The organism is Nocardia sp. NPDC004068, from assembly GCF_042874315.1.
GTDB lineage: Bacteria > Actinomycetota > Actinomycetes > Mycobacteriales > Mycobacteriaceae > Nocardia.
Genome location: NZ_JBIAMW010000005.1, coordinates 481,784 through 507,016, shown reverse-complemented (window position 1 = coordinate 507,016; position 25,233 = coordinate 481,784). Strand labels below are relative to the sequence as shown.

General features: G+C 69.8%; 27 protein-coding genes. 14 read left to right on the top strand and 13 right to left on the bottom strand.

The window, feature by feature from the left end; translation table 11 throughout:
- Positions 1–165: 165 nt before the first annotated feature.
- Positions 166–1,473, bottom strand: a complete 1,308-nt coding sequence (locus ACFYTQ_RS15905; protein ID WP_387361172.1) for an SPFH domain-containing protein — start codon at positions 1,471–1,473, stop codon at positions 166–168.
- On the bottom strand, positions 1,473–1,904 hold the full coding sequence (locus tag ACFYTQ_RS15900) for an NfeD family protein (RefSeq protein ID WP_387361170.1): 432 nt from the start codon (positions 1,902–1,904) through the stop codon (positions 1,473–1,475). The genes ACFYTQ_RS15905 and ACFYTQ_RS15900 overlap by 1 nt, the downstream gene beginning before the upstream one ends.
- Positions 1,905–2,021: 117 nt before the next feature.
- On the opposite strand from ACFYTQ_RS15900, the gene ACFYTQ_RS15895 reads away from it, so the two are divergent.
- Together ACFYTQ_RS15895 and ACFYTQ_RS15890 are read left to right on the top strand one after the other, a co-directional pair.
- Entirely contained in the window at positions 2,022–2,843 is an 822-nt protein-coding gene (locus ACFYTQ_RS15895) for a DUF3097 domain-containing protein (RefSeq protein ID WP_387361168.1), read from the top strand.
- 52 nt (positions 2,844–2,895) lie between these two features.
- Positions 2,896–3,702: a hypothetical protein gene (locus ACFYTQ_RS15890; protein ID WP_387361166.1), complete on the top strand. Its 807-nt coding sequence runs from the start codon at positions 2,896–2,898 to the stop codon at positions 3,700–3,702.
- Positions 3,703–4,129: 427 nt separating this feature from the next.
- Here ACFYTQ_RS15890 and ACFYTQ_RS15885 read toward each other — a convergent pair whose 3' ends face one another.
- Positions 4,130–4,621, bottom strand: coding sequence for a pyridoxamine 5'-phosphate oxidase family protein (locus ACFYTQ_RS15885; protein ID WP_387361164.1), 492 nt, complete (start codon positions 4,619–4,621; stop codon positions 4,130–4,132).
- A gap of 43 nt (positions 4,622–4,664) precedes the next feature.
- Between ACFYTQ_RS15885 and ACFYTQ_RS15880 the strand changes: the two genes are divergently transcribed.
- Positions 4,665–5,408 carry a S1 family peptidase gene (locus ACFYTQ_RS15880; RefSeq protein ID WP_387361162.1) on the top strand — a complete coding sequence of 248 codons (744 nt, stop codon included), beginning with the start codon at positions 4,665–4,667 and terminating at the stop codon, positions 5,406–5,408.
- Positions 5,409–5,434: 26 nt separating this feature from the next.
- Here ACFYTQ_RS15880 and ACFYTQ_RS15875 read toward each other — a convergent pair whose 3' ends face one another.
- Positions 5,435–6,775 (bottom strand): aldehyde dehydrogenase family protein, encoded by a 1,341-nt coding sequence (locus tag ACFYTQ_RS15875; protein WP_387361160.1) that lies wholly within the window; start codon positions 6,773–6,775, stop codon positions 5,435–5,437.
- Between the two features lie 205 nt (positions 6,776–6,980).
- Positions 6,981–7,994, bottom strand: a complete 1,014-nt coding sequence (locus tag ACFYTQ_RS15870) for a DNA topoisomerase IB (RefSeq protein ID WP_387361158.1) — start codon at positions 7,992–7,994, stop codon at positions 6,981–6,983.
- Positions 7,995–8,143: 149 nt separating this feature from the next.
- Here ACFYTQ_RS15870 and ACFYTQ_RS15865 point away from each other — a divergent pair, with 149 nt between their 5' ends.
- Positions 8,144–8,650, top strand: a complete 507-nt coding sequence (locus tag ACFYTQ_RS15865; protein WP_387361156.1) for a flavin reductase family protein — start codon at positions 8,144–8,146, stop codon at positions 8,648–8,650.
- Positions 8,651–8,989: 339 nt separating this feature from the next.
- Here ACFYTQ_RS15865 and ACFYTQ_RS15860 read toward each other — a convergent pair whose 3' ends face one another.
- On the bottom strand, positions 8,990–9,571 hold the full coding sequence (locus ACFYTQ_RS15860) for a TetR/AcrR family transcriptional regulator (RefSeq protein ID WP_387361154.1): 582 nt from the start codon (positions 9,569–9,571) through the stop codon (positions 8,990–8,992).
- Positions 9,572–9,699: 128 nt separating this feature from the next.
- On the opposite strand from ACFYTQ_RS15860, the gene ACFYTQ_RS15855 reads away from it, so the two are divergent.
- Positions 9,700–10,866, top strand: coding sequence for a hypothetical protein (locus tag ACFYTQ_RS15855; RefSeq protein ID WP_387361152.1), 1,167 nt, complete (start codon positions 9,700–9,702; stop codon positions 10,864–10,866).
- A 118-nt stretch (positions 10,867–10,984) separates the two neighbouring features.
- On the opposite strand, the gene ACFYTQ_RS15850 is transcribed toward ACFYTQ_RS15855, so the two are convergent.
- Positions 10,985–11,245: a hypothetical protein gene (locus ACFYTQ_RS15850; RefSeq protein WP_387361150.1), complete on the bottom strand. Its 261-nt coding sequence runs from the start codon at positions 11,243–11,245 to the stop codon at positions 10,985–10,987.
- Here ACFYTQ_RS15850 and ACFYTQ_RS15845 point away from each other — a divergent pair.
- The 7 genes from ACFYTQ_RS15845 (at position 11,220) to ACFYTQ_RS15815 (ending at position 17,788) form a co-directional block, all read left to right on the top strand.
- Positions 11,220–12,587, top strand: coding sequence for an amino acid permease (locus tag ACFYTQ_RS15845; RefSeq protein ID WP_387361148.1), 1,368 nt, complete (start codon positions 11,220–11,222; stop codon positions 12,585–12,587). The two genes, ACFYTQ_RS15850 and ACFYTQ_RS15845, sit on opposite strands and share 26 nt — an antisense overlap.
- Positions 12,584–13,681: an alpha-hydroxy acid oxidase gene (locus ACFYTQ_RS15840; RefSeq protein ID WP_387361146.1), complete on the top strand. Its 1,098-nt coding sequence runs from the start codon at positions 12,584–12,586 to the stop codon at positions 13,679–13,681. The genes ACFYTQ_RS15845 and ACFYTQ_RS15840 overlap by 4 nt, the downstream gene beginning before the upstream one ends.
- 361 nt (positions 13,682–14,042) lie before the next feature.
- A complete protein-coding gene (locus ACFYTQ_RS15835) occupies positions 14,043–14,408 on the top strand; it encodes a RidA family protein (RefSeq protein ID WP_387361144.1) in 366 nt (121 codons plus the stop codon).
- On the top strand, positions 14,405–15,409 hold the full coding sequence (locus ACFYTQ_RS15830) for a hypothetical protein (protein WP_387361142.1): 1,005 nt from the start codon (positions 14,405–14,407) through the stop codon (positions 15,407–15,409). The genes ACFYTQ_RS15835 and ACFYTQ_RS15830 overlap by 4 nt, the downstream gene beginning before the upstream one ends.
- Positions 15,406–16,740, top strand: a complete 1,335-nt coding sequence (locus tag ACFYTQ_RS15825; protein WP_387361140.1) for an FAD-binding oxidoreductase — start codon at positions 15,406–15,408, stop codon at positions 16,738–16,740. The genes ACFYTQ_RS15830 and ACFYTQ_RS15825 overlap by 4 nt, the downstream gene beginning before the upstream one ends.
- A gap of 176 nt (positions 16,741–16,916) precedes the next feature.
- Positions 16,917–17,357 carry a hypothetical protein gene (locus ACFYTQ_RS15820; RefSeq protein ID WP_387361138.1) on the top strand — a complete coding sequence of 147 codons (441 nt, stop codon included), beginning with the start codon at positions 16,917–16,919 and terminating at the stop codon, positions 17,355–17,357.
- A gap of 20 nt (positions 17,358–17,377) precedes the next feature.
- Entirely contained in the window at positions 17,378–17,788 is a 411-nt protein-coding gene (locus ACFYTQ_RS15815) for a hypothetical protein (protein ID WP_387361136.1), read from the top strand.
- Positions 17,789–17,892: 104 nt separating this feature from the next.
- Here ACFYTQ_RS15815 and ACFYTQ_RS15810 read toward each other — a convergent pair whose 3' ends face one another.
- From ACFYTQ_RS15810 to ACFYTQ_RS15790, 5 genes are all read right to left on the bottom strand, one after another.
- A complete protein-coding gene (locus tag ACFYTQ_RS15810; RefSeq protein ID WP_387361134.1) occupies positions 17,893–18,426 on the bottom strand; it encodes a DUF2165 domain-containing protein in 534 nt (177 codons plus the stop codon).
- Positions 18,427–18,492: 66 nt separating this feature from the next.
- Positions 18,493–18,753, bottom strand: a complete 261-nt coding sequence (locus ACFYTQ_RS15805) for a hypothetical protein (RefSeq protein ID WP_387361132.1) — start codon at positions 18,751–18,753, stop codon at positions 18,493–18,495.
- Positions 18,754–18,882: 129 nt separating this feature from the next.
- Positions 18,883–19,356 (bottom strand): M15 family metallopeptidase, encoded by a 474-nt coding sequence (locus tag ACFYTQ_RS15800; protein ID WP_387361130.1) that lies wholly within the window; start codon positions 19,354–19,356, stop codon positions 18,883–18,885.
- A 150-nt stretch (positions 19,357–19,506) separates the two neighbouring features.
- Positions 19,507–20,874 carry an MFS transporter gene (locus ACFYTQ_RS15795; protein WP_387361128.1) on the bottom strand — a complete coding sequence of 456 codons (1,368 nt, stop codon included), beginning with the start codon at positions 20,872–20,874 and terminating at the stop codon, positions 19,507–19,509.
- 73 nt (positions 20,875–20,947) lie between these two features.
- Positions 20,948–21,505: a TetR/AcrR family transcriptional regulator gene (locus ACFYTQ_RS15790; RefSeq protein ID WP_387361126.1), complete on the bottom strand. Its 558-nt coding sequence runs from the start codon at positions 21,503–21,505 to the stop codon at positions 20,948–20,950.
- Between the two features lie 87 nt (positions 21,506–21,592).
- Between ACFYTQ_RS15790 and ACFYTQ_RS15785 the strand changes: the two genes are divergently transcribed.
- A complete protein-coding gene (locus tag ACFYTQ_RS15785) occupies positions 21,593–22,159 on the top strand; it encodes a cupin domain-containing protein (RefSeq protein WP_387361124.1) in 567 nt (188 codons plus the stop codon).
- Here the strand turns inward: ACFYTQ_RS15785 and ACFYTQ_RS15780 are convergent.
- Positions 22,153–22,632 carry an Ltp family lipoprotein gene (locus tag ACFYTQ_RS15780; RefSeq protein WP_387361122.1) on the bottom strand — a complete coding sequence of 160 codons (480 nt, stop codon included), beginning with the start codon at positions 22,630–22,632 and terminating at the stop codon, positions 22,153–22,155. The genes ACFYTQ_RS15785 and ACFYTQ_RS15780 overlap by 7 nt on opposite strands.
- Positions 22,633–23,112: 480 nt before the next feature.
- Here ACFYTQ_RS15780 and ACFYTQ_RS15775 point away from each other — a divergent pair, with 480 nt between their 5' ends.
- Positions 23,113–25,227, top strand: a complete 2,115-nt coding sequence (locus ACFYTQ_RS15775; protein ID WP_387361120.1) for a hypothetical protein — start codon at positions 23,113–23,115, stop codon at positions 25,225–25,227.
- Positions 25,228–25,233: the final 6 nt, after the last annotated feature.

The window sequence follows — 25,233 nt, the reverse complement described above, 5'->3', positions numbered from 1 at the left end:
CACCCCCCATCATCACCCATCCCCCCACCCCACCACCCCCGAACCGCCTCCCCCCGTGCACGAACACAGCCGCACCCCTTGTTCGAATCCGCACCCCCTACAGGGCAATACAACGTGTGCGGATCCGAATAAGGGGTGCGGCTGGGTTGGTGGGGCCGGGGGTGGTCAGCGGCGGGGGAACTCCGGGGGTTGCCAGGGGCGGCCCTCGACGTCGCTGCGGGGTTGTTGTTGGGGGGGCTGTTGGGGTTCGGGGCGGGGTTGGGGGTCGGGTTGTTGTTGGAAGGGGGGCTGGGGGGGTTGGTACTGCGGGGGCTGGGCTTGGGCGATTCCGGTCTGGCCGGCCAGGTTTCGCGGGACGATGGGGGCGGTGAGGGGGGATTCCACGGGGGTGGCGGCGGCGGCCTCGGCGGCGCGGACGGCGCGTTCGGCGGCGGGGTCGGTCTTGACGTCGAACCAGTCGGCGACCTCGTCCGAGTCGTCCTCGGGGCGGGAGTCGACCTCGCCGTCGGGGGCCGACTCGTAGCGGAACACCCCGTCGTCGCCGCGCTCGCCGAACTGCTTGGCGAAACCCTCGAGGGCCTTGCCGAAATCGCTGGGCACCACCCAGACCTTGTTGGCGTCGCCCTTGGCGACCTGTGGGAGGGTCTGCATGTACTGGTACGCCAGCAGTTCGGGGGTCGGTTTGCCGGATTTGATTGCGGCGAAGACCTTTTCGATGGCCTTGGCCTGGCCCTGGGCCTGGAGGTAGGCGGCGGCGCGTTCACCCTGGGCGCGCAGGATGCGGCTCTGGCGTTCACCTTCCGCGGACAGGATCGCCGACTGCTTGGAACCCTCGGCCGACAGGATCGACGCCTGCTTGGCGCCCTCGGCGCTCTTGATCTGCGCCTCGCGCTGACCCTCGGCGGTGAGGATCATCGCGCGCTTCTCGCGGTCGGCCTTCATCTGCTTCTCCATCGACTCCTGGATCGACGGCGGCGGATCGATGGCCTTGAGTTCGACGCGCGAAACCCGCAGTCCCCAACGGCCGGTCGCCTCGTCGAGCACGCCGCGCAGCTGCGAGTTGATCTGGTCGCGGGAGGTCAGCGTCTCCTCCAGGGTCATGCCGCCGACCACGTTGCGCAGTGTGGTGATGGTGAGCTGCTCGACCGCGGCGATGTAGTTGCTGATCTCGTAGACCGCGGCCTGCGGGCTGGTGACCTGGAAGTACACCACCGAGTCGATCTGCACGGTGAGGTTGTCCTGGGTGATCACCGGCTGCGGCGGGAACGACACCACCCGCTCGCGCAGATCGACCTTGGCGCGCACTCTGTCGGCGAACGGCACCAGGAACGTCAGCTGCCCGGACACGGTGCGCGAGTACCGGCCCAGGCGTTCGATGACCGCCGCCTCGGCCTGCGGCACCAGCGCGATCGACTTGAACACCACCACCGCGACCAACAGGATGAGGACGACGGCGACGATCAGTACGGCCATTACGGTCCCTTCCACACGACGGCGTGCGCGCCGTCGATCTTCATGATGTAGACGGTCTCTCCCGCCGGGTACACCTCCGTCGGGTCGAACGGGCGAGCGCTCCACACCTCGCCGTCGATCTTCACCCGGCCCTGGTCCCCGTCGATCGTCTCGAGCACCTTGGCCGTCTTGCCGGGCAGCGCGTGCACATTGGTGAGCGTGGGCGGCGGAGTCGCGAAGCGGCGCAACAACATCGGCCGCACGAGCAGGATCAGGCCGAGCGCGGACACCCCGAACACGACGGCGTCGATCAGCAGCGAGGTGTGCGCCACCCCGGCGACACCCGCCGTCACCAGCGCGGCGCCGCCCAGCATGAGCAGCGTGAAGTCACCGGTGAGCATCTCGGCCGCCGCGAGCAGGATCCCCGCGACCAGCCACACGATTGCGGCCACGCCCCTTACCGTACCCGCTTCGCCCGAATTCGGCGGCCGTGTCGCTGCCGTGTTGCGCGCGCCGGTGTCCGTGTCGTGACCGGCGGGAAACACACGACCCCAGGTATTTTCGTGCGGGTGAGTGCGCGCGAGTACGGAGACATCTTTTCGGGACACGCCAGGACCCGCAAACGGGCGGTGCCACAGGTGGAGGCGACCGCGGAGGTGGTGGCCGAGGACGCGGCGAGCGGGTTCTGCGGCGCCGTGGTCGGTTTCGAGCGCACCTACGACGGGGAGTTCGTCAAACTCGAGGACCGGCACGGCGCCGTGCGGCTGTTCGCGTTGCGGGAGGCGGCGTTTCTGATCGACGGGCGGCCCGTGACACTGGTCCGCCCGAAGGTTGCCGCGCCACGCCAGCCCACCCGTTCGGCCTCCGGATCGACGCGCGTCGAGGGACTGCGGGCGCGGGTGGCGCGGGCGAGCCGGATCTGGGTGGAGGGCGTGCACGACGCGGCGCTGGTGGAACGCGTATGGGGACACGACCTTCGGGTGGAGGGCGTGGTCGTGGAACATCTGGAGGGACTGGACAATCTGGCCGAACGGCTCACCGAGTTCGAGCCGGGTCCCGGGCAGCGAGTGGGGGTGCTGGTCGATCATCTGGTCAGCGGATCGAAGGAGACCTCGCTCACCACCGGGCTCGGCCCGCATGTGCTGGTGACCGGACATCCCTACATCGATGTGTGGCAGGCGGTGCGACCCGCGGCCGTCGGCATCGCGGCGTGGCCCGAGGTGCCGCGCGGGGAGGACTGGAAGACCGGGGTGTGCGCGCGGCTGGGCTGGGGGACGCCGCGCGACGGGTGGCGGCGGGTCTACGAAGCGGTCGACTCGTTCCGGGATCTGGAATCGCCGCTCATCGGGGCGGTGGAACGGCTGATCGATTTCGTCACCGAGCCGCGGTAGCCGGGTTCGCCACGGCGGGTGCGTACGCAACGACCCAGTTATGCTCGAACACATGTGTTCCCCCAGTGCGACGCTGACGTTGTGGGCGGGCTCGTGGCTCGCGGGCCGCAGCGCGCCCGACGACGTGCTGGACGCGCTGCGGGCGTGGGCCTCCCGGCAGAGCCTCGCGGCGGGCGATCCGGTGACCGGCGGCCACACCGGCCTGCCCTGGCCCGCCGCCGAACCGCTCGACGCCGGTTCGGGAATCATGGTGCTGCTCAAGGTGATCCGTGAGGCCGTGCGCGCGCCCGGCGCGCATCTGCGCCTGGTGCTCCCGGTCCCCGGCGACCCCCGCGGCCTGCCCGTCGGCTCCGAATTCGCCACGGCGGCAATGGAAGCCGAGGAGGGCATCCTCATCGGCGCACCCGGCTCCGACGGCACCGGCCTGGTCCCACAGTGGGTCGACGAGGACACCCTCCAATGGACCGTCTACCGCACCGCGATCCCCACCCCCGTCCCCGACGTCGCCCTCGGCGAGGCCGAATACGCCATGCGCGAGGCCGTCCGCGACGCCGCCGACGCCCTCATGCGCCTCCAGACCACCGGCATCGGCACGGGCGACGACGACCCGCGGGAGTTGATCGAGGACGAACTGGCCGCGTACTCCCGCCACCAGTACCCCGATTCGGCTCCCCTGCGCGCCCGGCGGATCCTCGACTCGGCCGATCATGTGGCGGCCATTCTCACCGTCGCGCAGCAGACGCCGACGTCCTCACCGGCGTCGGCGAGCGCGATGCAGGCTCAGGAGACATTGTTCCGGCCGTTGTGGAACGCGATTCGGACGGCGCGGTTGGCGGCTGCGCACGCGGCCAGCGTGTGACCCCAGCCTCGCTTCGCTCGGCGGGGACAGGGGGGAGGCCGGTCGGCGGGGACAGGGTGGAGGCCGCTCGGCGGGGACCTCACCCCCTACCCCGGCCCGGCGTTAACCCATCCACACCCCGGCCCAGCGCCAGCCCACCCGCACCCGACCCCGCACACTCCACCCGCACCCGGCTTGACATCAGCCCACGCACATTGCGGCCCGGAATCATTCACCGCACCCCTGGTTCGGCATCGCCCCACCCGCGCCGCCGTCCGACATCAGCCCACCCACACCCCGCCCCGGCACCACTGCACCCGCACCCCGGCCCAGCATCAGCCCACTGCACCCGGCCCGGCGTCACCCTCCCCTGTACCTCGACCCGGCGCGCCAGCGCCGGGTCGAGGTCTTGCGGTCCGGCGACTCGGCGGAGAGAAGTGGTGGGGCCTCAATGCTTCCGCACGACGTACTCGCCCTTGCTGGGCTTCCAGATGACGACGTCCATGTGGCCCTCGTTGATCTCGACGGCGGAGGCGGAGGTTATGTCGGCGGCGTAGAACGTGTCGAAGGTCCGGCCTCGGAGGTCGAAACCTGTTGTGGCGTAGAGCCATTCGGCGTAGCGCTGGTGGAGGGCGGGGTCGGGGACGTGGTGGACGGCGCCCCAGAGTTTGGCGTCGCCGTCGGTGACGTGGGTGTCGACGGTGGCGGTGTGGAGGCAGAAGCGGGGGTCGCGGGCGAGGTCGGCGAATTTTCGGGTGCCGGGCATGCCGCCGATCCAGAGTTCGCCCTCGAAGACGCGGGGTTCGAGGGGGCAGATGCGGGGGTAGCCGTCGGCGCGGGTGGTGGCCAGCAGGCACAGGCCGGTGGTGGCGGCGTGGCGGCGGAGGAAGGTGGCGGCGATGCGCGGGGCCGCCGCCGCGAACTCGGTCCAGGTGGTCATGTGTCGTACCGTAAGGCGGAGCATCGACAGAGAGGCCGAGATCATGCATCCGCGTCGTATTGCCGCCGTGGCGGCGGCCCTGTTCGTCGCCCTCGGTGTGGCGTCGCCCGCCGAGGGCGTGGTCGGCGGGACCGAGACGTCGGCGTCGGCGTACCCGTGGCTGGCCGCCATCGGCTCCCCGGCGTTCCCGCTACGGCCCGGGGGACAGTTCTGTGCGGGTGCGCTCGTCGCGCCGGACCAGGTGTTGACGGCCGGGCACTGCGCGGTCGTCGCGGGGGTGGCCCCGTCCGCCATGCGGGTCACGTTCGGGCGCACCGATCTTCGGACCGGGGAGGGGACCACGGTCGGGGTGCGGTCGGTGCATCTGCATCCCGATTTCGGCATCACGCTGTTCGAGGGCGATATGGCCAACCATCACGACGTCGCCCTCCTCACGCTGACCCACCCGGTCGACCTGCCGACCGCCGAATTGACCACGCCGCACGGGGATTCGGGCACGGTGGTGGGCTGGGGCGTCACCCAGGAGGACGACTGGTCCAACGCGGTCCTGCGCCGGGCCACCATTCCGCTCCGCTCCGACGCCGACTGCGCCGCGGCCTACGACTCGGCCTACGACCCCGCCGAGGCGTTCTGCGCGGGCTCCCCCGCCGCCGACAGCGCCGAATTCGACAGCGGCGGACCGCTTTTGATCGACGGTAAGATCGCGGGTCTCACCTCGTGGGGTAAGGGAGCCGCACGGGAAGGGTACCCCGGCGTGTACGCGCGGGTGCCCTCGCTCGACTTCTGAGCGACGCCGAGGAGGGCGCCCGCCGATCAGCGTCGGCCCGGCGCGGGCTCCCAGTGGACCACCTTGGTGGTCGTCATCTCGTCGAGCAGTTCGGGCCCGTACCCGTATCCGCTGCCGGAATTGCGCCGAGGCTGCGCGGCGCCGCCCGGCGCGCCGCCGAAGACCGCGTTGATCTTCACCGTACCTACCGGCAGTGCCCGCCAGGCTTCCTGGGCGTGTTCCATGGAGTTGGTGAGAACCGTTGCGGCCAAACCGTATTCGTCGGCACACGCCTCGTCGAGCCCGGACTCGAAGTCGTCCACCACCCGCACCGGGGCGATCGGCCCGAACGTCTCCTCACGCATGATCCGCATGGCGGGTGTGCAGCCGGTGAGGACGGTGGCCGGATAGATCGGCGCGCTTCCCGAGATGACCCCGCCCACAACGGATTTCGCGCCATCCGCCACGGCCTCGCTCACCTGGGCGTGGACCTCCTGCCGCAGCCGCTCGTCGACCAGCGGCTGCGGGTCGCGATTCCAGCGCTCGGCCTGCTCGCACAGGGCTCGGGTGAATTCCTCGGCCACCTCGCGATGGACGTACACGCGCTCCACCGACACACAGATCTGCCCGGCGTTGGCGAACGCCCCGATCGCGGCCTGCTCGGCCGCCCATACCGGATCGACGTCGGCGTCGACGAGCAGTGGGTCGTTTCCGCCGTTCTCCAGCAGCACCTTCGCGCCGGTTCGCGCGGCGGCGGCCGCGATGGCGCGTCCGGTCGCCGAACCGCCGACGTGCGCGATCACGTCCACATCCGACGATCCGGCCAGCGCCGCGCCCACCCGGCCGTCACCGGAGACGGTCTGCACCACGCCCGTCGGAACGTGCTCGGCGAGCAGCCGACCCAGCAACTCGCCCGTGCGCGGACACCGCTCGCTCGGCTTGTGCACCACCGTGTTCCCCGTGACGAGCGCCGCGCCCACCAGGCCCGCCGCGATCGCGACCGGGTCGTTCCACGGCGTCAGCGCCACCACCACGCCCCGGGGCTGCGGGATCATGAAATCGGTTGCGCCCCAAGCGCCTTGCAACGTCCGACCGCCGTGCACCGGGCCGAGTTCGGCGTACTGATCGAACGTCCCCGCCCCGGCCAGCACCCCCTCCCGGCCCGATTCGGCCGGTTTCCCGGTCTCGTTCTCCAGCACGGCCGCGAGTTCCCCCGCACGCTCCCGCAGCGTCTCCGCCGCCGCGTGCAGCGCCGCGGCCCGCTCGGCGGCGGGCGTCCGCGCCCACCCCGCCTGCGCCGCACGCGCATTGCTCAGGATGTCCACCAAATCGGCGTCTCCGGTCACCGAGCCGCCCTCGGTCCGGGGTGCGTTGTCGATCTCGGTCATGGTCCCTGATTACCCGGGCACCTTGCCCCAAACGTCCCCGGCCCCAGCCGCACCCTTTGTTGGGATCCGCACCCCTTGCTCGGCCACCTCAGTCGCACCCTTTATTCGAATCCGCACCCGTTGAAGGGCCATACAAGGGGTGCGGATTCGAATAAAGGGTGCGGCTGGGTTCGTGGGCCTGGGGGCGTTCGCCCGACTTGGGGTGTCAGCGGGACTTGGGGCGGAGGAGGCGGAGGACGGCGCGTTCGATGATGGCTTGGCGGTCGTCGTCGGTGGGGGCGCGGCGGGCTCGGCGGAGGGCGGGTTCGATGGTGTCGCCGTGTTCCCAGGCCTCGATGACTCGGGGGTCGACGTAGGAGTTGCGGGCGACGGTCGGGGTGTTGCCGAGGGCGTCGGAGACCTCGACCATGACCTGGCGGATGGTGCTGTTGCGGCGGCGTTGGGACGGCGGGCAGTCGACGGCGGCCAGGCCCGCGGCGGCGAGGACGGTGGCCTGCCAGGTGCGGAAGTCCTTGGCGCTGTGGTCTTCTCCCACGAGTTCCTTGAAGCGGGTGTTGATGTCGCCGGAATGCAGTTCGTGCAGGTCCTCGCCCTTGCCGTAGATCAGCAGGCGGCCGCTGGGGTGGCGGTTGCGGCGCAGGGCGCGCACGGCGCGGGCCAGTTCGGGTTCGGCGATGCGGACGCGGCGGCGGATGCCGCCCTTGGCGACGTAGTCGAACAGCATCTCGTCGCCGGAGACGCGGACCTGTTCGCGCAGCAGGGTGGCCACGCCGCGGGTCCCGTGCTCCTCGGCGTACTCCTCGCCGCCGACGCGGAACACGCCGCGATCGAGCAGGCCCAGCGCGACCGCCTCCACGCGCCGGCGGTCCAGGCCGGGGCGGCTCAGGTCCCGGCACACCTGTTCGCGCAGCGCCGGTAACTTCGCGGCGACCTCGAGGACGCGGTCGAATTTCTCCTCGTCGCGGTCGCGTCGCCACTGCTCGTGGTACAGGTACTGGCGTCGCCCGGCGGCGTCGACGCCCACGGCCTGGATGTGTCCGTTGGAATGCGGGCAGATCCACACTTTTCGCCACGCCGGGGGTATGGCCAGATCATGAATGCGCTGTGTGACTTCATCATCGGTGATCGGATCGCCCGCGTCGTCGACGTAGGAAAACCCGCGTCCCCGCCGTACCCGGCTCAGGCCGCAGCCGTAGGGTGTGACACGCCGCAGTCGCATCGGTGTACTCCTCTCCTCGCAGGTCGCGACATACCCCGGAAGGTCGCGTCCATGCGAGGCGGCCGTCGGCTTTCCCCCGCCGGGCAAACCGGGCATCATGATGCGGGTTGCCCGTCGGCAGACTCGCACCGAACCCCGCAGGAGAAGTGATGTCCGGCGATACCGACACGATCCACGCGTACTTCGACGAGTTCGTCGCGACCGCGGACAACCCCATGGTCGTGGTCACCACGGAGGCGGCCGGACGGCGAGCGGGGTGCCTGGTCGGTTTCACCACGCAGGTGAGCATCAACCCGCGCCGCTTCCTGGTGGGATTGTCCAAGACCAACAACACCTTCCGGGTCGCGGCCGAGGCCGAGGGGCTCGCGGTGCATCTGCTCGGCGCCCAGCAACTGCCGCTGGCGCGGCTGTTCGGTTCTGAAAGCGGCGACCGCATCGACAAATTCGCGCACTGCGAGTGGTACTCCGGCCCCGACGGCCTACCCATCCTGGCCGCGACCCCGGGCTGGTTCACCGGCCGCATCATCGACCGCCACGACCTCGGCGACCACGTCGGCGTGGTCCTCGAACCGACGGCCGGACACATGCGCGCCGAGAGCGGCGGGGTCCTGCGCTTCGCCGCGGTCGCCCACTTGGACCCGGGTCATTCGGCCTGAGCGGCAACGCCGTTCACGTCGACATGGTCAATGTCACCGCTATCTCGGGCGGGGCCTCCGTCCGAGCGACAACGCCATCGACACCGAGATACTTAGCGCGGTCGTCCATTTCGCACCGGCACGGCCCGCCCGAGCGCCGAAAGCGCCGCCGCGCCCAGCGCTTTGGCCCACTTGACACGACGAATGACGCTGAGCGCGGCACCGCCTTTCACGCCGTCTGGCCGAGCGCGCCTGCCCGCCTCTCATCGGCCCATTCCGCCTGAGCAGCAACGCCTTTCACCCCCAGCCAGGACGACCGCCCAACAGGCACCCACTCCGCCCGCTCGCGGGGCGAGTCTTTCACACCGAGATACCCAAAGCCCCCGCCACCGCGCGCGTGAGGTGGTCCGTGGTTTCAGCCGCCGACCAGCCGCGATGTTCCGTGAGGTCGTAGACGACGCGTTCGTCGAAGACCGTGATCCACATGAGGACGGCGTAGGTGGTGTCGCCCTCGGCGGATTTGCCCGCGCGGGCGAGGGCGGTGAGGACGTCGGCGAGGATGTCGTGCAGGGCGGTGATGAATTCGTCGCCGGTGGTGAGGCGTTCGATGAAGCCCTTGCTGCTGCGGATGTAGCGGACGGCCGGGCCCCACTGCATGGCGTCCTCGACCCACACGCGGCAGAAGCGGTGGAAGCGCTCGACCGGGTCCAGATCGACCGCGACCGTGCCGAACGCCTCGAGCAGTCGCTCGATCGCGCGGCGGTGGAAGGCCTGCATGGCGTCCTGCGGGGTGCCGAAATGTCGGTAGGCGGTCGCGACACCGACCCCGGCCTCGGCGGCCAGTTCCGGAATCGAGAATCCGACGCGGCCGGCGCGCAACAGGCTGCCGACCGCGTCTACCAACAGCATCCGGCTGCGCTGCGCGTCACTGCGGGTGTTCACGGGCACCACTCCATCCTGCATAAACGACGGCGTTCGCGGAGCGAGAGGGCCGAGACCGTGTTCGAGTAGAGAACTTCTTCTCAATTGCTTATGCTCAGTCGAGAAGATCTCCTCGGTTAGGGGGACGGATGCGGACAGCGGCCCCGGGTGCGCTTCTGGTACTGATCATGGCGCAGCCCAATCTGGCGACCGGCATGATGCCGTTCTATCGGCATGCCTGGGCGCTGGCGCCGCTGGCGGTCACCGTCATCTTCGCCGCGTACCTGTTCGCCCTGACCCCGGCCCTGGTGCTGGTGGGCACGCCCGGCTCGCGCGCGGCGTGGTGGTGGCGGATCGGGGTGGGGAGTCTGTTCGGGGTGGCCGCGGATGTCTGTATGGCGCAAGCGGATTCGGCGTGGCTCGCGTGCGTGGCGCGGATCTGCGCGGGACTGTCGGTCGGGCTGGTGACCGGGTCGCTGGCCGGGTTGATCCTGGAGCGGCGCGGCGAAGGGGGCCGCACCGCCATGGCCAGCGCGACCGTATCGGGTTCGGCGCTGGGCACGCTCGCGGCGGCGGCGATCGCGCAGTACCTGCCCGCGCCCGGGGTGACGGTGTATGTCGTGCACGCGACACTGCTCGGGGCCGTCGCCGCGATCGTGGTGGCCGATCGCGCGGTCCGCCCGGCGGCCGCGGCGTCGGCCCGTACCGTCCCCGTATCGCGCCCGGAGTCGCCGCTCGCGGGCTATCTGAGCGGGATCGCCGCGTGGATGTCGGCGGGGCTCGTGGTGGCGCTGCTGCCGTCCTACGGCGCGGAGCTGCTGGCCACGACCAACCTCGCGTTGCTGGCCGCGCCGGTGACGTTGTATCTGATCTCCGCGTGGGCCGCGCAGCGCGTGCTCGCCCCGAACAGGCTTGCGGCCGAACCGGTTTCGGCGCAACTGATCATCATTGCCGGGGTCGGGGTCGCCGCCGCGGTGTCGTGGTGGCCGAGCCTGCCGCTGCTGTTGCTGGGCGGCGCGATCGCGGGGTTCGGGCAGGGCATCGCGTATCGCGCGGGGCTGCGGATCGTCAGCGCCGCGACGCCTCCCGATCAGCACGCCCGGGTCTCGGCCCGGTTCGCCGCGCTCGCCTACCTGTGCGCCGCGATCGGCACCATCGGGCTCGGCGTCATCGCCACCGCCGCGTCCATGCGCGACGCGGTCGTGGCCGCGGCGGCGGTGCTGCTCGCCCTGGCCGTGGCGACCGCGCTGGCTCGGCGCTCGCCCGCCGGGCACCGTTCTGTCGATTCCGCCGTCTCGAAGGTCAGCACCATGTAATCAGCGACTCGTTCCGAAATCGGCTCCACGACAGCGAAACTCATTCTGTTCTGCGCACATCGGTCACTGCCCGAGGGCAGCCCGATTCGAATTCACGTTCCAACGCCGAAGGCCCTCATCACGTAATCAGCTTTCCGACCGGCGCAGCACCAGCCGCAACACGATATTCAGGCTCGAATTCCGGCATCCGATACACCGGCCGCCGGAATTCGAGCCTGCCCTTTTTCAAAATCCATTGCGCCACATTGGAATACGAAACGAAGCCGTTACTTGAGTTCATCCTTTCACAAACTGCGATTGGTTCACTGAATACGAACCACCCGAAATACATTCCCAGCGAATGGATTCCTCCCATGGCAACAACCACATCGGTCGCCACATCCCGCGGTCTCGAACGCAGCCTCGGCCGCGTCGACCTGATCGCGATGGGCGTCGGCGCCATCGTCGGCGCGGGCATTTTCGTCACCACCGGCATCGCCGCGGCCACCAAGGCCGGACCCGCCATCATGCTGTCGTTCGTGCTGGCCGGGGCCATCTGCGTCCTGGTCGCGCTGTGTTACAGCGAATTGGCTTCCATGACACCGCAATCGGGCAGTGCTTATACCTATACGGCCGCCACACTCGGCGAGGCGCCCGCATTCTTCGTGGGCTGGAATCTCCTCCTCGAATACGCGGTCGCCGCCGCGGCCATCGCCATCGGCTGGTCGGGACTGTTCGGCGCGACCCTGAATTCGCTGTTCGGGGTGACCCTTCCGACCGCCATCACCGCCGGGCCGAGCGCGGGCGGGGTGGTGAATCTGCCCGCGGTGCTGATCGTCGTCGCCCTGGTGGGCGTGCTGGTATTCGAGGTGAAAATAGCCGCGCGCGTGGTGAAAACGCTCGTCGCCTTGACCATCGGTGTTCTCGTGCTCGTCATCGCCATCGGGTCACCCCATATTCAGGCCCATAATTGGACGCCGTTCATGCCGTTCGGCGTCAACGGCATCGCGGCGGGCGCGGCGCTCGCCTTCTTCGCCTACCTCGGCTTCGACATCGTCGCCACCTCGGCCGAGGAGACCCGCGAACCGCGCCGCGATCTGCCCTGGGGCATCATCGGTTCGGTCGTCATCGCGACCGCCCTCTACGTCGCGGTGAGCGCCGTGCTCACGGGCGTATCGCCGTACGCCGAGTTGAACAATGCCGCGCCCGTCGCGACGGCGCTGGCGGCCATCGGCGCGGGCTGGACCGGCAAGGTCATCCTGGTCGCCTCGGTCGTGGCCCTGACCAAGGGTCTGCTCATGGTCTGCTACGGGCAGACGCGGCTGGTGTTCGCCATGAGCCGCGACGGACTGATGCCGAAGTCGTTGTGCCAGCTCACCTCTCGCGGGGTGCCGGTGCGGCTGAGCCTGCTCATGGGCGCGGTCATCGCGGTCGTGGCGGGGCTGCTGCCGATCGACACCGTCGCCGAACTGGTGAATATCGGCGCGCTGTTCGCGTTCGTCGTGGTGGCGCTGGGCGTGCTGGTGCTGCGCCGCACCGATCCGGCCCGGCCGCGGCCGTTCCGCGTTCCGCTGGTGCCGGTCGTACCGGTGCTCGCGATCGCCGGATGTGCCTGGCTGGCGACCACTTTCGAGGCGCTGACCTGGTTGCGGTTCGTGATCTGGAGCGCGGCGGGCGCGGCGCTGTATCTCGGCTACGGCCGTCGTCATCGTGTCGTTCCGACCGGAGGTGTCGTCGCATGACCGCCCAGCTCGACAGCTTCTACCCCACCCGCGTCGACTACGGCACGCTCGACGAGATCCATCGCGCCGCGGCCGCCGCCCTGCCCACCGACGTGTTCGACTTCCTCGAGGGCGGCGCGGGCCAGGAGGTGACCCTGCGCGGCAATCGGGCGGCGTTCGGCCGCTGGCGTATCCTGCCCGAGCCGATGAGCGGGGTCGGGGCTCCCGATACCGGCACCGAATTCCTCGGAATGCCCTTGGCCACACCGATTCTCACCGCGCCGTTCGGCGGGGACACGCTGTTCCATCCCGAGGGGCATCAGGCCGTCGCGCGGGCCGCGGAGCGGCACGGGGCGCTGGCGATCGTGCCGGAGGCGGGCGCGTACTCCTACGATCGGGTCCGCGCGGCCGCCCCGCGCGCCGCCCGCATCGCGCAGCTGCATCCGTTCGCGCATGCCGGGGCGATCGCGCGGCGGCTGGCCCAGCGCGGGTTCGAGGCGCTGTGCGTGACCGTGGACTGTCCGGTCGGCGGGTTCCGCACCCGCAATATGGCCAACCGGTTCGATCCGGATCTGCGGCACTTCGCGGGCAATCTGACCGGAGAGAACGGGGCGCCCGGCGTCGCGGAGGTGTTCGGGCAGTTGCTCAAACACGGCGGCACCGTGTGGGATTGGTCGGCGCTGGCCGAGGCCGCCACCGGTTTCGGATTGCCGTGGATCGCCAAGGGCGTGCTCACCCCCACCGCCGCCGAACGCGCCGTCTCCGTCGGCGCTTCGGCCCTGGTGGTCTCCAATCACGGTGGCCGCCAACTGGATCCGGCCCCCGCGAGCCTGGACATGCTCCCCCGCATCCGCGCCGCGGTCGGCCCGGAACTGCCGATACTGCTCGACAGCGGGATCCGTACGGGAGCCGACATCTTCCTCGCCCTGGCCTTGGGCGCGGACGCGGTGATCATCGGCCGCTCCGCCATCTACGGCCTCGCCGCCGCCGGGGAGTCCGGCGTATCCCGCGTCCTGGAGCTGCTCACCGAGGAACTGCGCACGCTCATGATCCTCGCCGGGGCGAACACCATCGCCGACATCGATGCCGCACGGGTGACGAGGGCCGAGTCATGAGGGGGCTCTCCCACCCAGCGCGACGCCACGCGGCAGACGACGGCCGAACTATGAGCGGCCATAGCGACCGACACCACGCGGCACACGTGGGCCTGACCATGAGCGGCCACCCCGACCCGAAGCGACGCCGCGCGGGACACGAGGGCCCGATCATGAGCGGCCACCCCGACCCGGACCGACGCCGCGCGGCACACGAGGGCCTAATCACGAGCGGACCCTCCGACCCGGACCGACGCCGTGCAATACACGAGGGCCCGATCACGAGCGGACACCCCGACCGACGCCACACGACGCACGAGGCCGTGATCGTGAGGGGGCGGCCTCCTAGGACGCGGGTGGCGCGGGATACGAGGGCCGAATCGTGAGCGGCGCACCGTTCCCCGCGGCGCGGGTGGGCGGGGGGTTGGTGTTCACCTCCGGGCTCGCGGCCATTGATCCGGATACGCTCACCGTCTCCGCGCGGAGCTTCGGCGAACAGGTCGAGGCCGTGTTGGGGCAGTTGGACAAGGTGCTCGCGGATGCGGGTGCTTCGCGGGCCGATGTGCTCGCTCTGGATTGCTTTCTCGCCGAGCGGCGCTGGTTTTCCGAATGGAATGCCGCGTTCGCCGCCTTCTTCACGACGGCCGCACCGGCGCGGACGACCACCGTCGTGACCCTGCCCATCGACGGGCTGCTCATCGAAATCAAGGCGATCGCGCTCGCCCCGCATCAGGAAGAACGATCATGACCGCAGCGACTCCGCTTTTCCAGCATTCCTCGGCCGTCGGCGACTTCACCATCCGGGATGTCATCGAGGGTCAGACCGCCGGGCAACTCATCGTCGCAGCCGACGACTGGGGCTGGTGGACAACGCTTCTGGGCGGCGACACCATCGCGCCCACCACCGGCATCCAGCAGACCGTCGCCGACGGGCTGGTCCGCGCGGGCTTCCTCACCCGGCGCGGACACCGCTACCACCTCACCCACACCGGCCACGACGTCGGCAAGAACCGCGGCTTCGTCCGGGTCGCGGTGCGCGGCTGGGAGCCGACGTTCCGGCAGCTGTCCGACAGCGCCCATCGCGAATACATCCCCGCCGCGACCGAACCCGGGGAGGTCGCGCGCGGCTGCACCGATATCGCGCGGCGGCGGCCGGAGATCTTCGCGGCCATCGGCCGCACGATCGCGGCGGACACCCCGGGCCGCACCATCGATCTGGGGTGCGCCGACGCCGGGCGCATCATGGCGCTGACCGAGTCCGCGCCGGAGGAGACATTCGTCGGCGTGGACATCGAGGCGGAGGTGATCGACACGGCCACAGCGGAATTCGCGCGCATGGGGCTGTCCGACCGGGTCACGCTGCTGGCCGGATCGGTGCAGCCGGAGGCCGAGCCGCCCGCGTGGCTGAGCGCGGTCGACCGGGAGTCGGTGACCACGGCCATGTCGTTCTTCCTGCTGCATCAGCTCGCCAGCGACGGGGAGGGCATCGCGGCCGTGCTGCGCGGCTGGATGGACTGGTTCCCGAATGTGCGCCGCCTGGTGATCGGCGACGGGTACCTGCTCGAGGCGCCGCACTGGACCGGGCAGCCGTGGTTCTCCCCGACCTACGAGATCTACCACTCCATCACCGGGGTGCGGCTGTGGACGCGGGAGGAGTACGAGGGCGCCTTCGCCGATCTCGGGTGGAGCGTGGCGCGGCGGATGGAGGACCACACCATGTTGGTCACCACCATCCTGGAGCGCGAGTGAGGACCGTGCCGGTCCCGGTCGACACCCGCGGCGCGGTACTCGACCAGTATCTGCTCGACGAGACCGGCCGCTCGGGTCGCCGCCCGGTGGGCGTCGCCGCGGCGGCCGGTGTCGAGGAGGTGCGCGCGATCGTGGAGTGGGCGCGCGATACGGGAACGCCACTGATTCCGCGCGGGGCGGGAACGAGTCTGGAGGGGCATCTGCTGGCTCGCGGGGACGAGCTGGTGGTGGACCTCTCCCCCGCCGACCGGATTCTCGACCTCGCGCCCGGGGATTTCACCGCGACCGTGCAGCCGGGGGTCACCCGGACCCGGCTCAATGCCGCCGCGGCCGAGCACGGTTTGCAGTTCACGGTCGATCCCGGCGCGGACGCGTCGCTCGGCGGGATGGCGGCCACCAACGCCAGCGGCACCACCTCGGTGCGGTACGGCGGAATGCGCTCGAATGTGCTTGCGCTGCAAGCGGTTTTCGCCGACGGTTCGGTGGCGCGGCTGGGGCGGGCGGTGCGCAAGTCGGCCAGCGGATACGATCTGCGGGATCTGCTCATCGGCTCGGCCGGGACGCTCGGCGTCATCACCGAACTGACCGTGCGCCTGCATCCGATTCCGGAATGGCTTCGCGCGCTGCGGATCTCGTTCCCGACGATCACCGCCGCCGTGGCGGCGGCCGTGGACATGCTGGGGCTGGCGCTGCCGGTGAGCCGCCTGGAACTCGTCGACGCCGCGAGCATGGGCGCGATCAACGCGTTCCGGGGCACGTCGTATCCGGTGTCGCCCGCGCTGTTCATCGACCTCGAGGCGGCGTCGGGGGCCGCCGCGAGCGCCGACGAGTCCGAGATCCTGCGGGTGTGCCGGGCCCACGACGCCCTCGACATCGCCACGGCCCGTGACCATTCCGCGCGCCACGGCCTCTGGGAGGACCGGCACACGCTGTTCTTCGCGCTGAAGGCGGCCCACCCCGGCAACCGCTTCCTGGTCACCGACACCGCCGTCCCGCTGTCGCGGATCCCGGGCGCGGTCGCCGCCGCCACCGGATTCGGCGCCGAACTCGGGCTCGCGGTGAGCGTGGCCGGGCACATCGGCGACGGCAACGTCCATGTCGTGGTCCCGTATCGCGACGCGACAGCCGAAGCGGCGCAACGGTTCTCGGATCTGGTGGTGCGGCACGCGCTCGATGTCGGGGGGACGGCGACGGGTGAGCACGGGATCGGGCTGGCCAAGAAGCGATATCTTGCCGAGGAGCACGGGACGGCCGCGGAGATCATGAAAGTGATCAAGCGGGCGTTGGATCCCGGGAATCTGTTGAATCCTGGGAAGGTGGTCGATATCTGAGCGGGCGGACTCTTTTACACTACCTCCCGGCTCCCAGCCTTCCATCAGAGTCGGGAGCTGAATACTCGGCGTGATAAGCGCTGGCGAGGGTTTCGTTCTCGAGGTAGTCTACGAGCACAGTCGCTCGATGCGGCTGACGAGCATTCCGGTCGAGCCGGTGTTAATGGGGGGATCAGATGAAGGTGTTGCCTTTCGCTGGCGCTTTGATTATCTCGCTCGAGATTGTTTCAGCGCCACTGTGGCCCGGCCAAGCCAGCGCGGACCCTGGGGGATCGTGCGATGTGCAGGTGCACAACGTGCATCAGTCGAAAGGTTCGCCTCAGCTGATGGACGTCAAGGGAACAATGATCTGCCAGGGTACGATCGACCGGGCTGACGTCATCATCTATTTCGCAAAGATAGATGGAGACAAGGTGACACAGGTCGATTCCAGCATCGCGCAGCGCACCGTCCAGAGCCCGGAGACTGGGAAGAAATATACCGTCATGTCGGCCCAGGGCACTCCGTGCGTACCCGGTGACTACATAGGCATCGCGGAGGGGTACATTACTGTCGGCGGCCGAACCTGGAAGAATTACCAGAATGGTTACGGACCCCTGTCTTCTGTCAAGTGTTGAAAGAGAGAGGTCGTCGACTGATGCACGAGCATGGCAAAGTCTTGAATGATTTGCACCGATGGCTCCGAGCGGAGTTCTCGGCCCGTGGGCGCTTCATACTCGACGAGGAATCCGGAACAATCATCGGGCTCCCGGCAGACACCACCGCTCCTCTGCTGACCCTGACGGAGGAGGACGACGCGATTCTGGTCCACCTCGGACTCGGACTTGTGCTAGCGATTCCGATCGACGATCCGTTCGAATTCGAGGACATCGCGGTTCCGCTTCGGGCGCTGGTTGAAAAGGGTCTTCTCGTCAGCGTGCCCCGGGAGGCGTTCGGATCGCCGATACTGAGATATACGCTTCATTACGACGGAGGCATTCTCAGCACGAAGGTACCGGGGCGAGAGTATATCGATATCCCGATTCCCGGTTGGAACGTTTCGGATTGAGGACCACTTCGGGCTGACGTCCGGCGAGAGCGATCAGTTCGAGCGCGATCGTGCGGCCATCGTGCCGTGCCATGGCAACAGGACCGATCCCCCCATGGACGCGCTCAGTTCGGCGGCGGGGGAAGGTCGCGGTCGGGCAGGTGGACCAGGATGAGGCCGACGGCGGCGACGAGGAAGTTCTGCAAGGCCGCGGACGACGCGTTGACCTCCTTGTTGGCCCACATCCGGAACCATTCGCCCGCGATGGTGAGGAAGCCCCCGAGGAACAGCAGCACCACCATGGTCCAGCCGAGGGTGGCCAGTTTCATGGCCAGTGCCTGGGCGGGGCGGCCGAGCAGGGTGCGGATCCACGCGACCGTCGCCGACAGCAGCACCAGCGCGATGAGGAATTCCCAGGCGACGATGAGGATGTAGACGATGAGGATCACGGTGCTGTTGGTGATCGCGTGCCAGTCGGTCGAACCGTGATGGATGGTGCGCCGCATCGATAGCACGGCGTCCACACCGCGCCGGTTCGTGTCGGTGTCGGTGCAATTGGTGATCGCGACGATCAGGTAGTACAGGCCCGTGATCGCCGCGAGCACCGTGACGGCCATCCGGCGACTGCCGACCACATCGAGAAATCCGCCGACACGCATGGGGCTCCGTTCCACGAGGGGCTGGGGTACGGAAGCGATTGTGGCACATCCGATTTGCGCGGTCGCTCAGCGCGGTCCGTGGGGAGCGTCGGCGGGCGCCACCACGACCTCCGCGGGAACGGGTGCGGGATCACCTGTCCCCGCGTAGCCGAGCCAGCCGGTGCCGACGAAGACGGCCAGCAGCAGCGCGGTGGGTAGTTCCACCAGCAGCCAGACCGGCGGACAGTACGAGCCCCATCCGGTCGCCGCCGGTTTGCGCGTGCGCTGCGCGCGCGTCGTGTCCATCGGCACCGACCATTCGGTCGCCCCCGAGATCCGCCGTCCCACTCGACCCTCCATCTTCGTCTCGCCCGGCCGTTCGCCGAGCACCGCCAGTTCGACAGGATGCCGAACGGCGCGATCGCGCGCACGCGAATCGGGCGGACAATGCGCTGTCCGCCCGAGTTTGCTGGAAGGTCAGCGCTCGCTGGCGTCGGCCACCCGCGGCGGGCACACACCGCCGGGGGTGGTGGTCATTTCGAAATGCCAGTACTCGTTGTCGAAGGTCCGGCACAGCCCCCACCGGTTCCCGTTCACCTCGAGCCAGTGCGCCCCCTCCTCCGGTCCGACGTCGACCGCCTTGCCCTGCACGTGGGTCGACTCCTCCGGCGGCAGCACCCATCGCCGCGCGGCCTCCGGGCTGCCGTACTCGGCGATCCCGTCCTCCCACAGCCGCTGCTGCTCGGCCGGGGTGCGGTACCCCGAGGTGATCGACAGCGGCACCCCCTGCGCGTGCGCCTCCTGCTCGGCGAGGGTGTAGGCGGCGGCCAACGCGGGATCCAATCCCGCTGTGCCGGAAGCGGATTCGACGGCGTGCGCCGGACCGGCCACGGCCGGACCGTACAGCGCGACACCCAGGACGGCGGCAGACCCCGCGAGTTCTCTCAGCACGACGCGATCCTAGGGCAGCCGCCGCGCGCATGTTCCCGGGCCACCGCCAGGCCGCGTGTCACCGACGTACCCGTGGGCCGGGAGGAGCGGCCTCCTCGTGTCACCGGCGTGTTCATGGGAGGGATGAGCGGCAGCCCCCGGCGTCGCGGATCACCGCGTGCGGCGTAGCCCCATGGACACGCCCGCGGTGACGAGCAGTGGGACGGCCGCGACCAGCAGGCTCGAGGTCATGCCGGAGCGGGGGGCGGTTGTGCCCGCGAGGAGGGAGCCGAAGATGGCGACGGCGGTGGCGCCGCCGACCTGGCGGACGGCGTTGAAGATGCCGCCGGCCATGCCCGCGCGTTCGGGGGCGACGCTGTCGAGGAGGACGGTCATCAGGGTGGGGACGGCGATGCCGCCGCCGAGGCCGATCGGGATGGCGAGCGCGGCGATCAGCGGGGCGGGCGTGGCGGGGCCGACGGCCAGCAGCAGGAGCAGGCCGGTGACGACGATCAGCTGACCGACCACGATCGGCACGCGGGGACCGAATCGTGCGGCGAGGCGGGGGGAGGCGAGGTTGGCGACGATGATGAGCAGCATGGTCGGGGCGAAGACGAGGCCGGTGGCGAGGGGCGAAAGCTGGCGTGTCTGTTGCAGATACAGGCTGAGCACGAACACGATGCCGTAGAAGGCGGCGTTGAAGGTGAACCCGACGCCCAGGATGATGGCGACCGTGCGCTGCCCGACGAGTCCGGGCGGCACGATCGGGCGGCGCACCCGCGCTTCGATGACGGCGAACGCCGTCCCGGCGAGCACGGCCACGCCGAACGCGATCAGCACGGGCCACGCCGCGTAGCCGATCCGGCCGCCCTCGATCAACGCGAAGGTCAGCCCCGCCAGGGCCAGCACGGCGGTGATCTGCCCCGCCGGGTCCAGGGGCGTGGCCCGCCGCGGCGATGGCGCGAGGCGGCGCGCCCGCCACAGCGCCACGGCCGCGACGGGGACGTTGATCAGGAAGATGGTCCGCCAGCTCCACGCCGTCAGCAGCCCGCCGAGCACCGGCCCGGCCGCGATCGCCGACGACCCCGCGACGGCCCAGATCGACACGGCCCACGCCCTTTTCGCGGGATCGTCGTAGCCCTGGCGGACCAGCGCCAGCGAGGACGGCAACACCAGCGCGGCCGTCACGCCCTGGGCGAACCGGGCGGCCACGAGCAATCCCAGCGTCGGCGCGGCCCCGCACGCCGCCGAGGCCAGCGCGAATCCGCCGAGGCCGAGGCAGAACGCGCGCCCGGCCCCGATCCGGTCGGCCAGCGCGCCCGCCGACAACAGCAGCGCCGCGAACATCAGCGTGTAGCCGTCGACGACCCATTGCAGCCCGGCCATATTCGCGCCCAGTTGCCGCCCGAGGTCCGGCAGGGCGACGTTCACGACCGAGGCGTCGAGGATGATCAGGAAACTGCCGAACAGCGCGGGGATCAGCACCGTCGAGGTCCGGTGCGCGGGGGTGACCGGCGTGGGGATCGAAGTGGTCAGCATGGGTCGAGTGTGGGCGCGTGCGCGGCGCGGTGGCAGGGCGCGGGATTCGGGGGTGCGGCACACCCCCTTTCGGTCACGGCAGGAAGACAGCGATCGCCTCGTCGGAAAGCGTTGCGGGGCGGCGGGATTCGTCGTCGGTCTGCGCCAGGTGCAGCAGGCCGAGGATGGCCGCGTAGGCGATGTGGGCCCGCTGTTCGGCGCGGTCCGGGGGCAGTCCGAGGTCGCGGTAGGTGCGGGTGAGGAATTCCAGCCGGGCGCGGTTCACCTCGCGTACCGCGTCGGCGACGCGGGCGTCGTTGCGGTCGCCGAGCAGGCTCAGATGCACCGACGGCGCGAGCGGCCGCACGGATTCCACGACGGTGGTGAGCAATTCGCGCAGTCGTCGTTCGGGGTCCGCGATCGCCGCGAACTCGGCGAGGCCGCCGTCCCCGTGCGTGCGCACCCACTCCGCGAGGGCGGCGTCGATGAGTTCGTCCCGGGTGCGGTAGTGCGCGTAGAAGCTGCCCTTGGTCACGCCGAGGGTGCGGGCGAGCGGTTCGACCGCGACCGCGGCCAGTCCCCCGTCCGCGATGGCTCGCAGCGCGGCGAGCGCCCAGTCTCGGGCGGACAGACGGATCGACTCGGTGGCCACGCAAGGAGGATACGTCAGGGTATTGACTGCGCCGAGAAGCGCGAGATACGGTAGCGTATCCATACGCTACCGTATCAAGGAAATCCCATGGCACACACCAGGATTCGCCGCGTGGTGACCGGCCACGACGCCGAGGGCAAGGCGCGCGTGGTCGACGACGCCATGGTCGAGCCCCTCACAACCGACCTGATCCCCGGCGTCGCCGCCTACCGCCTCTGGGGCCGCGACGACCACCCGACCTTCCCCGACGACGGCTCACCCCGCCCCGCCCCCACCTGGTTCCCCCCGCGCAACGGCTCCCGCTTCATGATCAACGAGATCCCCCCGGGCACCCCGACCCCACACGCCGACCTCGACCTCCCCGCGGCCCTGGCCGACCTCGAGCGAAAGATGCCGGGCGCCATGGCCGTTCAGGAGCCGGGCGGCGACGGCATGCACACCACCGACACGATCGATTACGTCATGGTGGTCTCCGGCGAGGTCACCCTCGAACTCGACGACGGTGAGCGGACGGTTCTGCGTGCGGGGGATGTGGTTGTTCAGAACGGGACGCGGCATGGGTGGCGGAATCATGGGACGGAGCCTTGTGTGATCGTGGGGGTCGCGGTGGGCGCGGAGCGGGTGGGCGCGCCGACACCGATGACCGATCAATAGGCGGCGTTGGCTCCGTACTCGGCCTGCGCCCGGGTGAACCCTTCGTACACCAGCTGATCGATCAATCCGGACCGAGAGAACGAGGTGTAATCGAGGTACTGCTTGGCGCAGCGTACCGCCTGTTCGTTCCAGTCCACATTCAGACTGTCCACCGCGAACGTGGCATCTGCGGTGGAGAATTTCTCGTACTCCAACTGATGAATCAGGCCGCTGCGGGAGAAGGCACTGAAACTGAGGTATTGCTGGGCGGATTGGATGGCGTTGCGCTGGCTGGGAGTGATGTCTCGCTTGGCTTGGGAGAATTCGACCGTCTCCGGCCGAGCGACGTCGGCCGCCGCCAGAGCGCTGTTGCAGACGGGTGTCACCACGGCGAGAGCCAGTATCGAGATGCCGAGCAGTCGAGTCCATTTCTTCTGCGTCTTCGTCGCGGTCGACGGGTGGCGCTGCTGCGAGGCGGGGGACGGCTCGGTCATCTCGTACTCCTTGAATAAAAGTGCGTCGTTGCCGACGCGTCTCGCAAATGCGAGAGCAGAACAGGGTTGTCCCGTCGAATCGAAGCACACGCTACAACGGGATCGGATGCTCCGCAGCATCTACTCGAAAGTAATGTCGGGGTTCAGAAAATAACCGACTAGTCGTCATTCTCTATCCGGAAATACTTCATGTGGAAGTTGTTGCAATAGACGAAAGCTGCCAACGTGAAAATGGCACGGATTCCCAGGCCGAAACAATCACAGGCGCGGCGAATTCGGGGTTCATACCCCTAGGTCCGCAAACCTTCTCCCCCTATCATCACGCACCCCACAGAGGACGGTCAGCCCCTACGCGCGCAATGCGTTTCGCGACCGAAACAAACGAACACGACCCCCTAGGCGCCGATAACCATTCCGCACATTCCCTTCGATAAACACCACCCCCTCGATATACTCGCTGCGTCGCCGAGGGGAGGCAGCATGGACGGGGGATCCGGGATTTCGTCGCACGTCGGTGGGGATGTGTTCGGGCAGGTGGTCGTGGGTGATCACAATGTGGTCATCAATGCGCACGGTTCGCATGTCGTCGTGCGGGAGGGGCCGCCTCCGGCGGTGACGCGGCGGGTTCGGCCGGTGGGGCGGCCGTTGCCGCGGGCGGGGGGTGAATTGTTCGGCCGGGCAACGGAATCGGCGTTGGTGGGGCAGTGGGTGGAGGAGGGGGTGCCGGTCGAGGTCTGCGGGTCGCCGGGGGTGGGGAAGTCGGCGTTGCTGCGGCGGTTCGCCGCGGATCGGGCGCGGGCGGGGCGGGATGTCGTGTTCCTGCACGCGGCGGGGCTGGCGGTCGCCGATGTGATCCAGGAGTTGTTCGAGGCGTGTTACGACGCGCCCGGTTACCTGCCGGAACCGGTGCGGCTGCGCTGCCTGATGGGGTCGATCCAGGCGCTGATCGTGGTGGACGACTTCGAGGGTTCGGCGGCGGATCTGACCACGCTGGCCGACGCGGTGCCGTCGAGCGATCTGGTGGTGTCCACGACCCGCAGAATCGCTGGGAGCCAAGCGCGTTCGCTGCACTTGCGCGGATTGGACGAGCCCGCGGCCCTCGCGCTGCTCACACGGGAACTCGGTCGCCGACTCGGGGCCGACGAAGCGGTGGCGCGCGAGCTGTGCCGGGCGGCGGCCGGGCACCCGCGCGCCCTCGTGCAGGCCGCGTCCTGGTTGCGTACCGGCGGGGCCGCCGCGGCGGTGGCCGATCCCGCGGTACTCCAGCGGGCGCTCATCGCGGGGCTCGACGCCCGGCCGCGACAGGCCCTGACGGTGCTGACCGCGCTGTCGGGGATCGCGGTTCCGATCGGCCTGTGCCGGGTGCTCACCGCCGATCCGGACGTGCGGACGGCGCTGGAGACGCTGAACGAGCTAGGGCTGGTCGACAATTCGGGCAGCGACTGGCGGCTGGCCGCCGACCCGGACGCCGTGACCGGCGCATGGGGCGAGCCCGTGCCGCACCCCGCCGGGTACGCCGAACCGTTGTTGGACTGGGTGACCCGGACCGCGACACCGGGCGAACTCGCCGCCGCCGCGCCGGTCCTGGTCCGGGTGCTGCACGCCGCCGTCGAGACCGGTCACCACACGACGGCATGCGCTCTGGCACGCAAGGTTTCGCCCGTCCTCGCCACGGCGCTGCGCTGGGGAAGCTGGCGCAGCGTCCTGAAACTCGGCGAGCAGGCCGCCCTCGCCATCGGATCCGCCGGGGACCGCGCCTATTTCGAACACGAGGAGCGCATTCGCGGGCGCGCGTTGTCGGCCGCGACCACGCTGGCCGCGGGAAGCGCCGGGGTCGGCGGCGGACTGGCCGCCGGACACGCCGTCGCCGCGCACACCGCCCGCCACACCGCGCGAGGGATGCTGTCCTCGCACCCGGTCGCCATCGGAGCGGCCGCGGCCGCCGTCGTGGCGGCCGGGGTCGCGGGGGCCACCCTCATGACGGGCCAGCCCGCCCCGGTCGGATCGCAGTCGCCGCTCACCCGGATCGCTGCCCCGGAAACGGTGACCTTCCAGACGACGACGGTCGGCCAGCCGACCACCACCCCCGACCACACCACGCCGCCGACCTCGCCGGTGTCGAAGCCGCGGCATCCGCCGATACCCGGTGACGGCACCGATCCCGCGGGCGCCTGCCCGCCGATCTCCGACAGCCTCGACTTCGGCACCGTGACCGTCGGGACGGCCGTCGGGCAGGACGCGTCGTTCCTCCAGCTCGCGTGCGACGACGTGACCGCGGCCGCCGTCCAGGGCGATCCCGCGTTCACCGCCGTGCGTACCTCCTGTCCGCCGGGCAGCGACGGAACCTGCGTGTTCCGAGTGACTTTCACGCCGACCACACCGGGCTCGCACACCGCGACGCTGGTCGTCCCCGACGTCTACGGCAACAAGAAGGACGTGACCATCGCCCTGTCCGGCACGGCCGCGGGCTCGTCGACGTCGAGCACCCCGCAGAGTTCGTCCACCACGATGCCGGTGCCGACGACGACGATCCGCAACAGCACCCCACCCCCGACGAGCACCCCGCCCGCCACCACCGCACCGCCCACCTCCTGAGGAAGC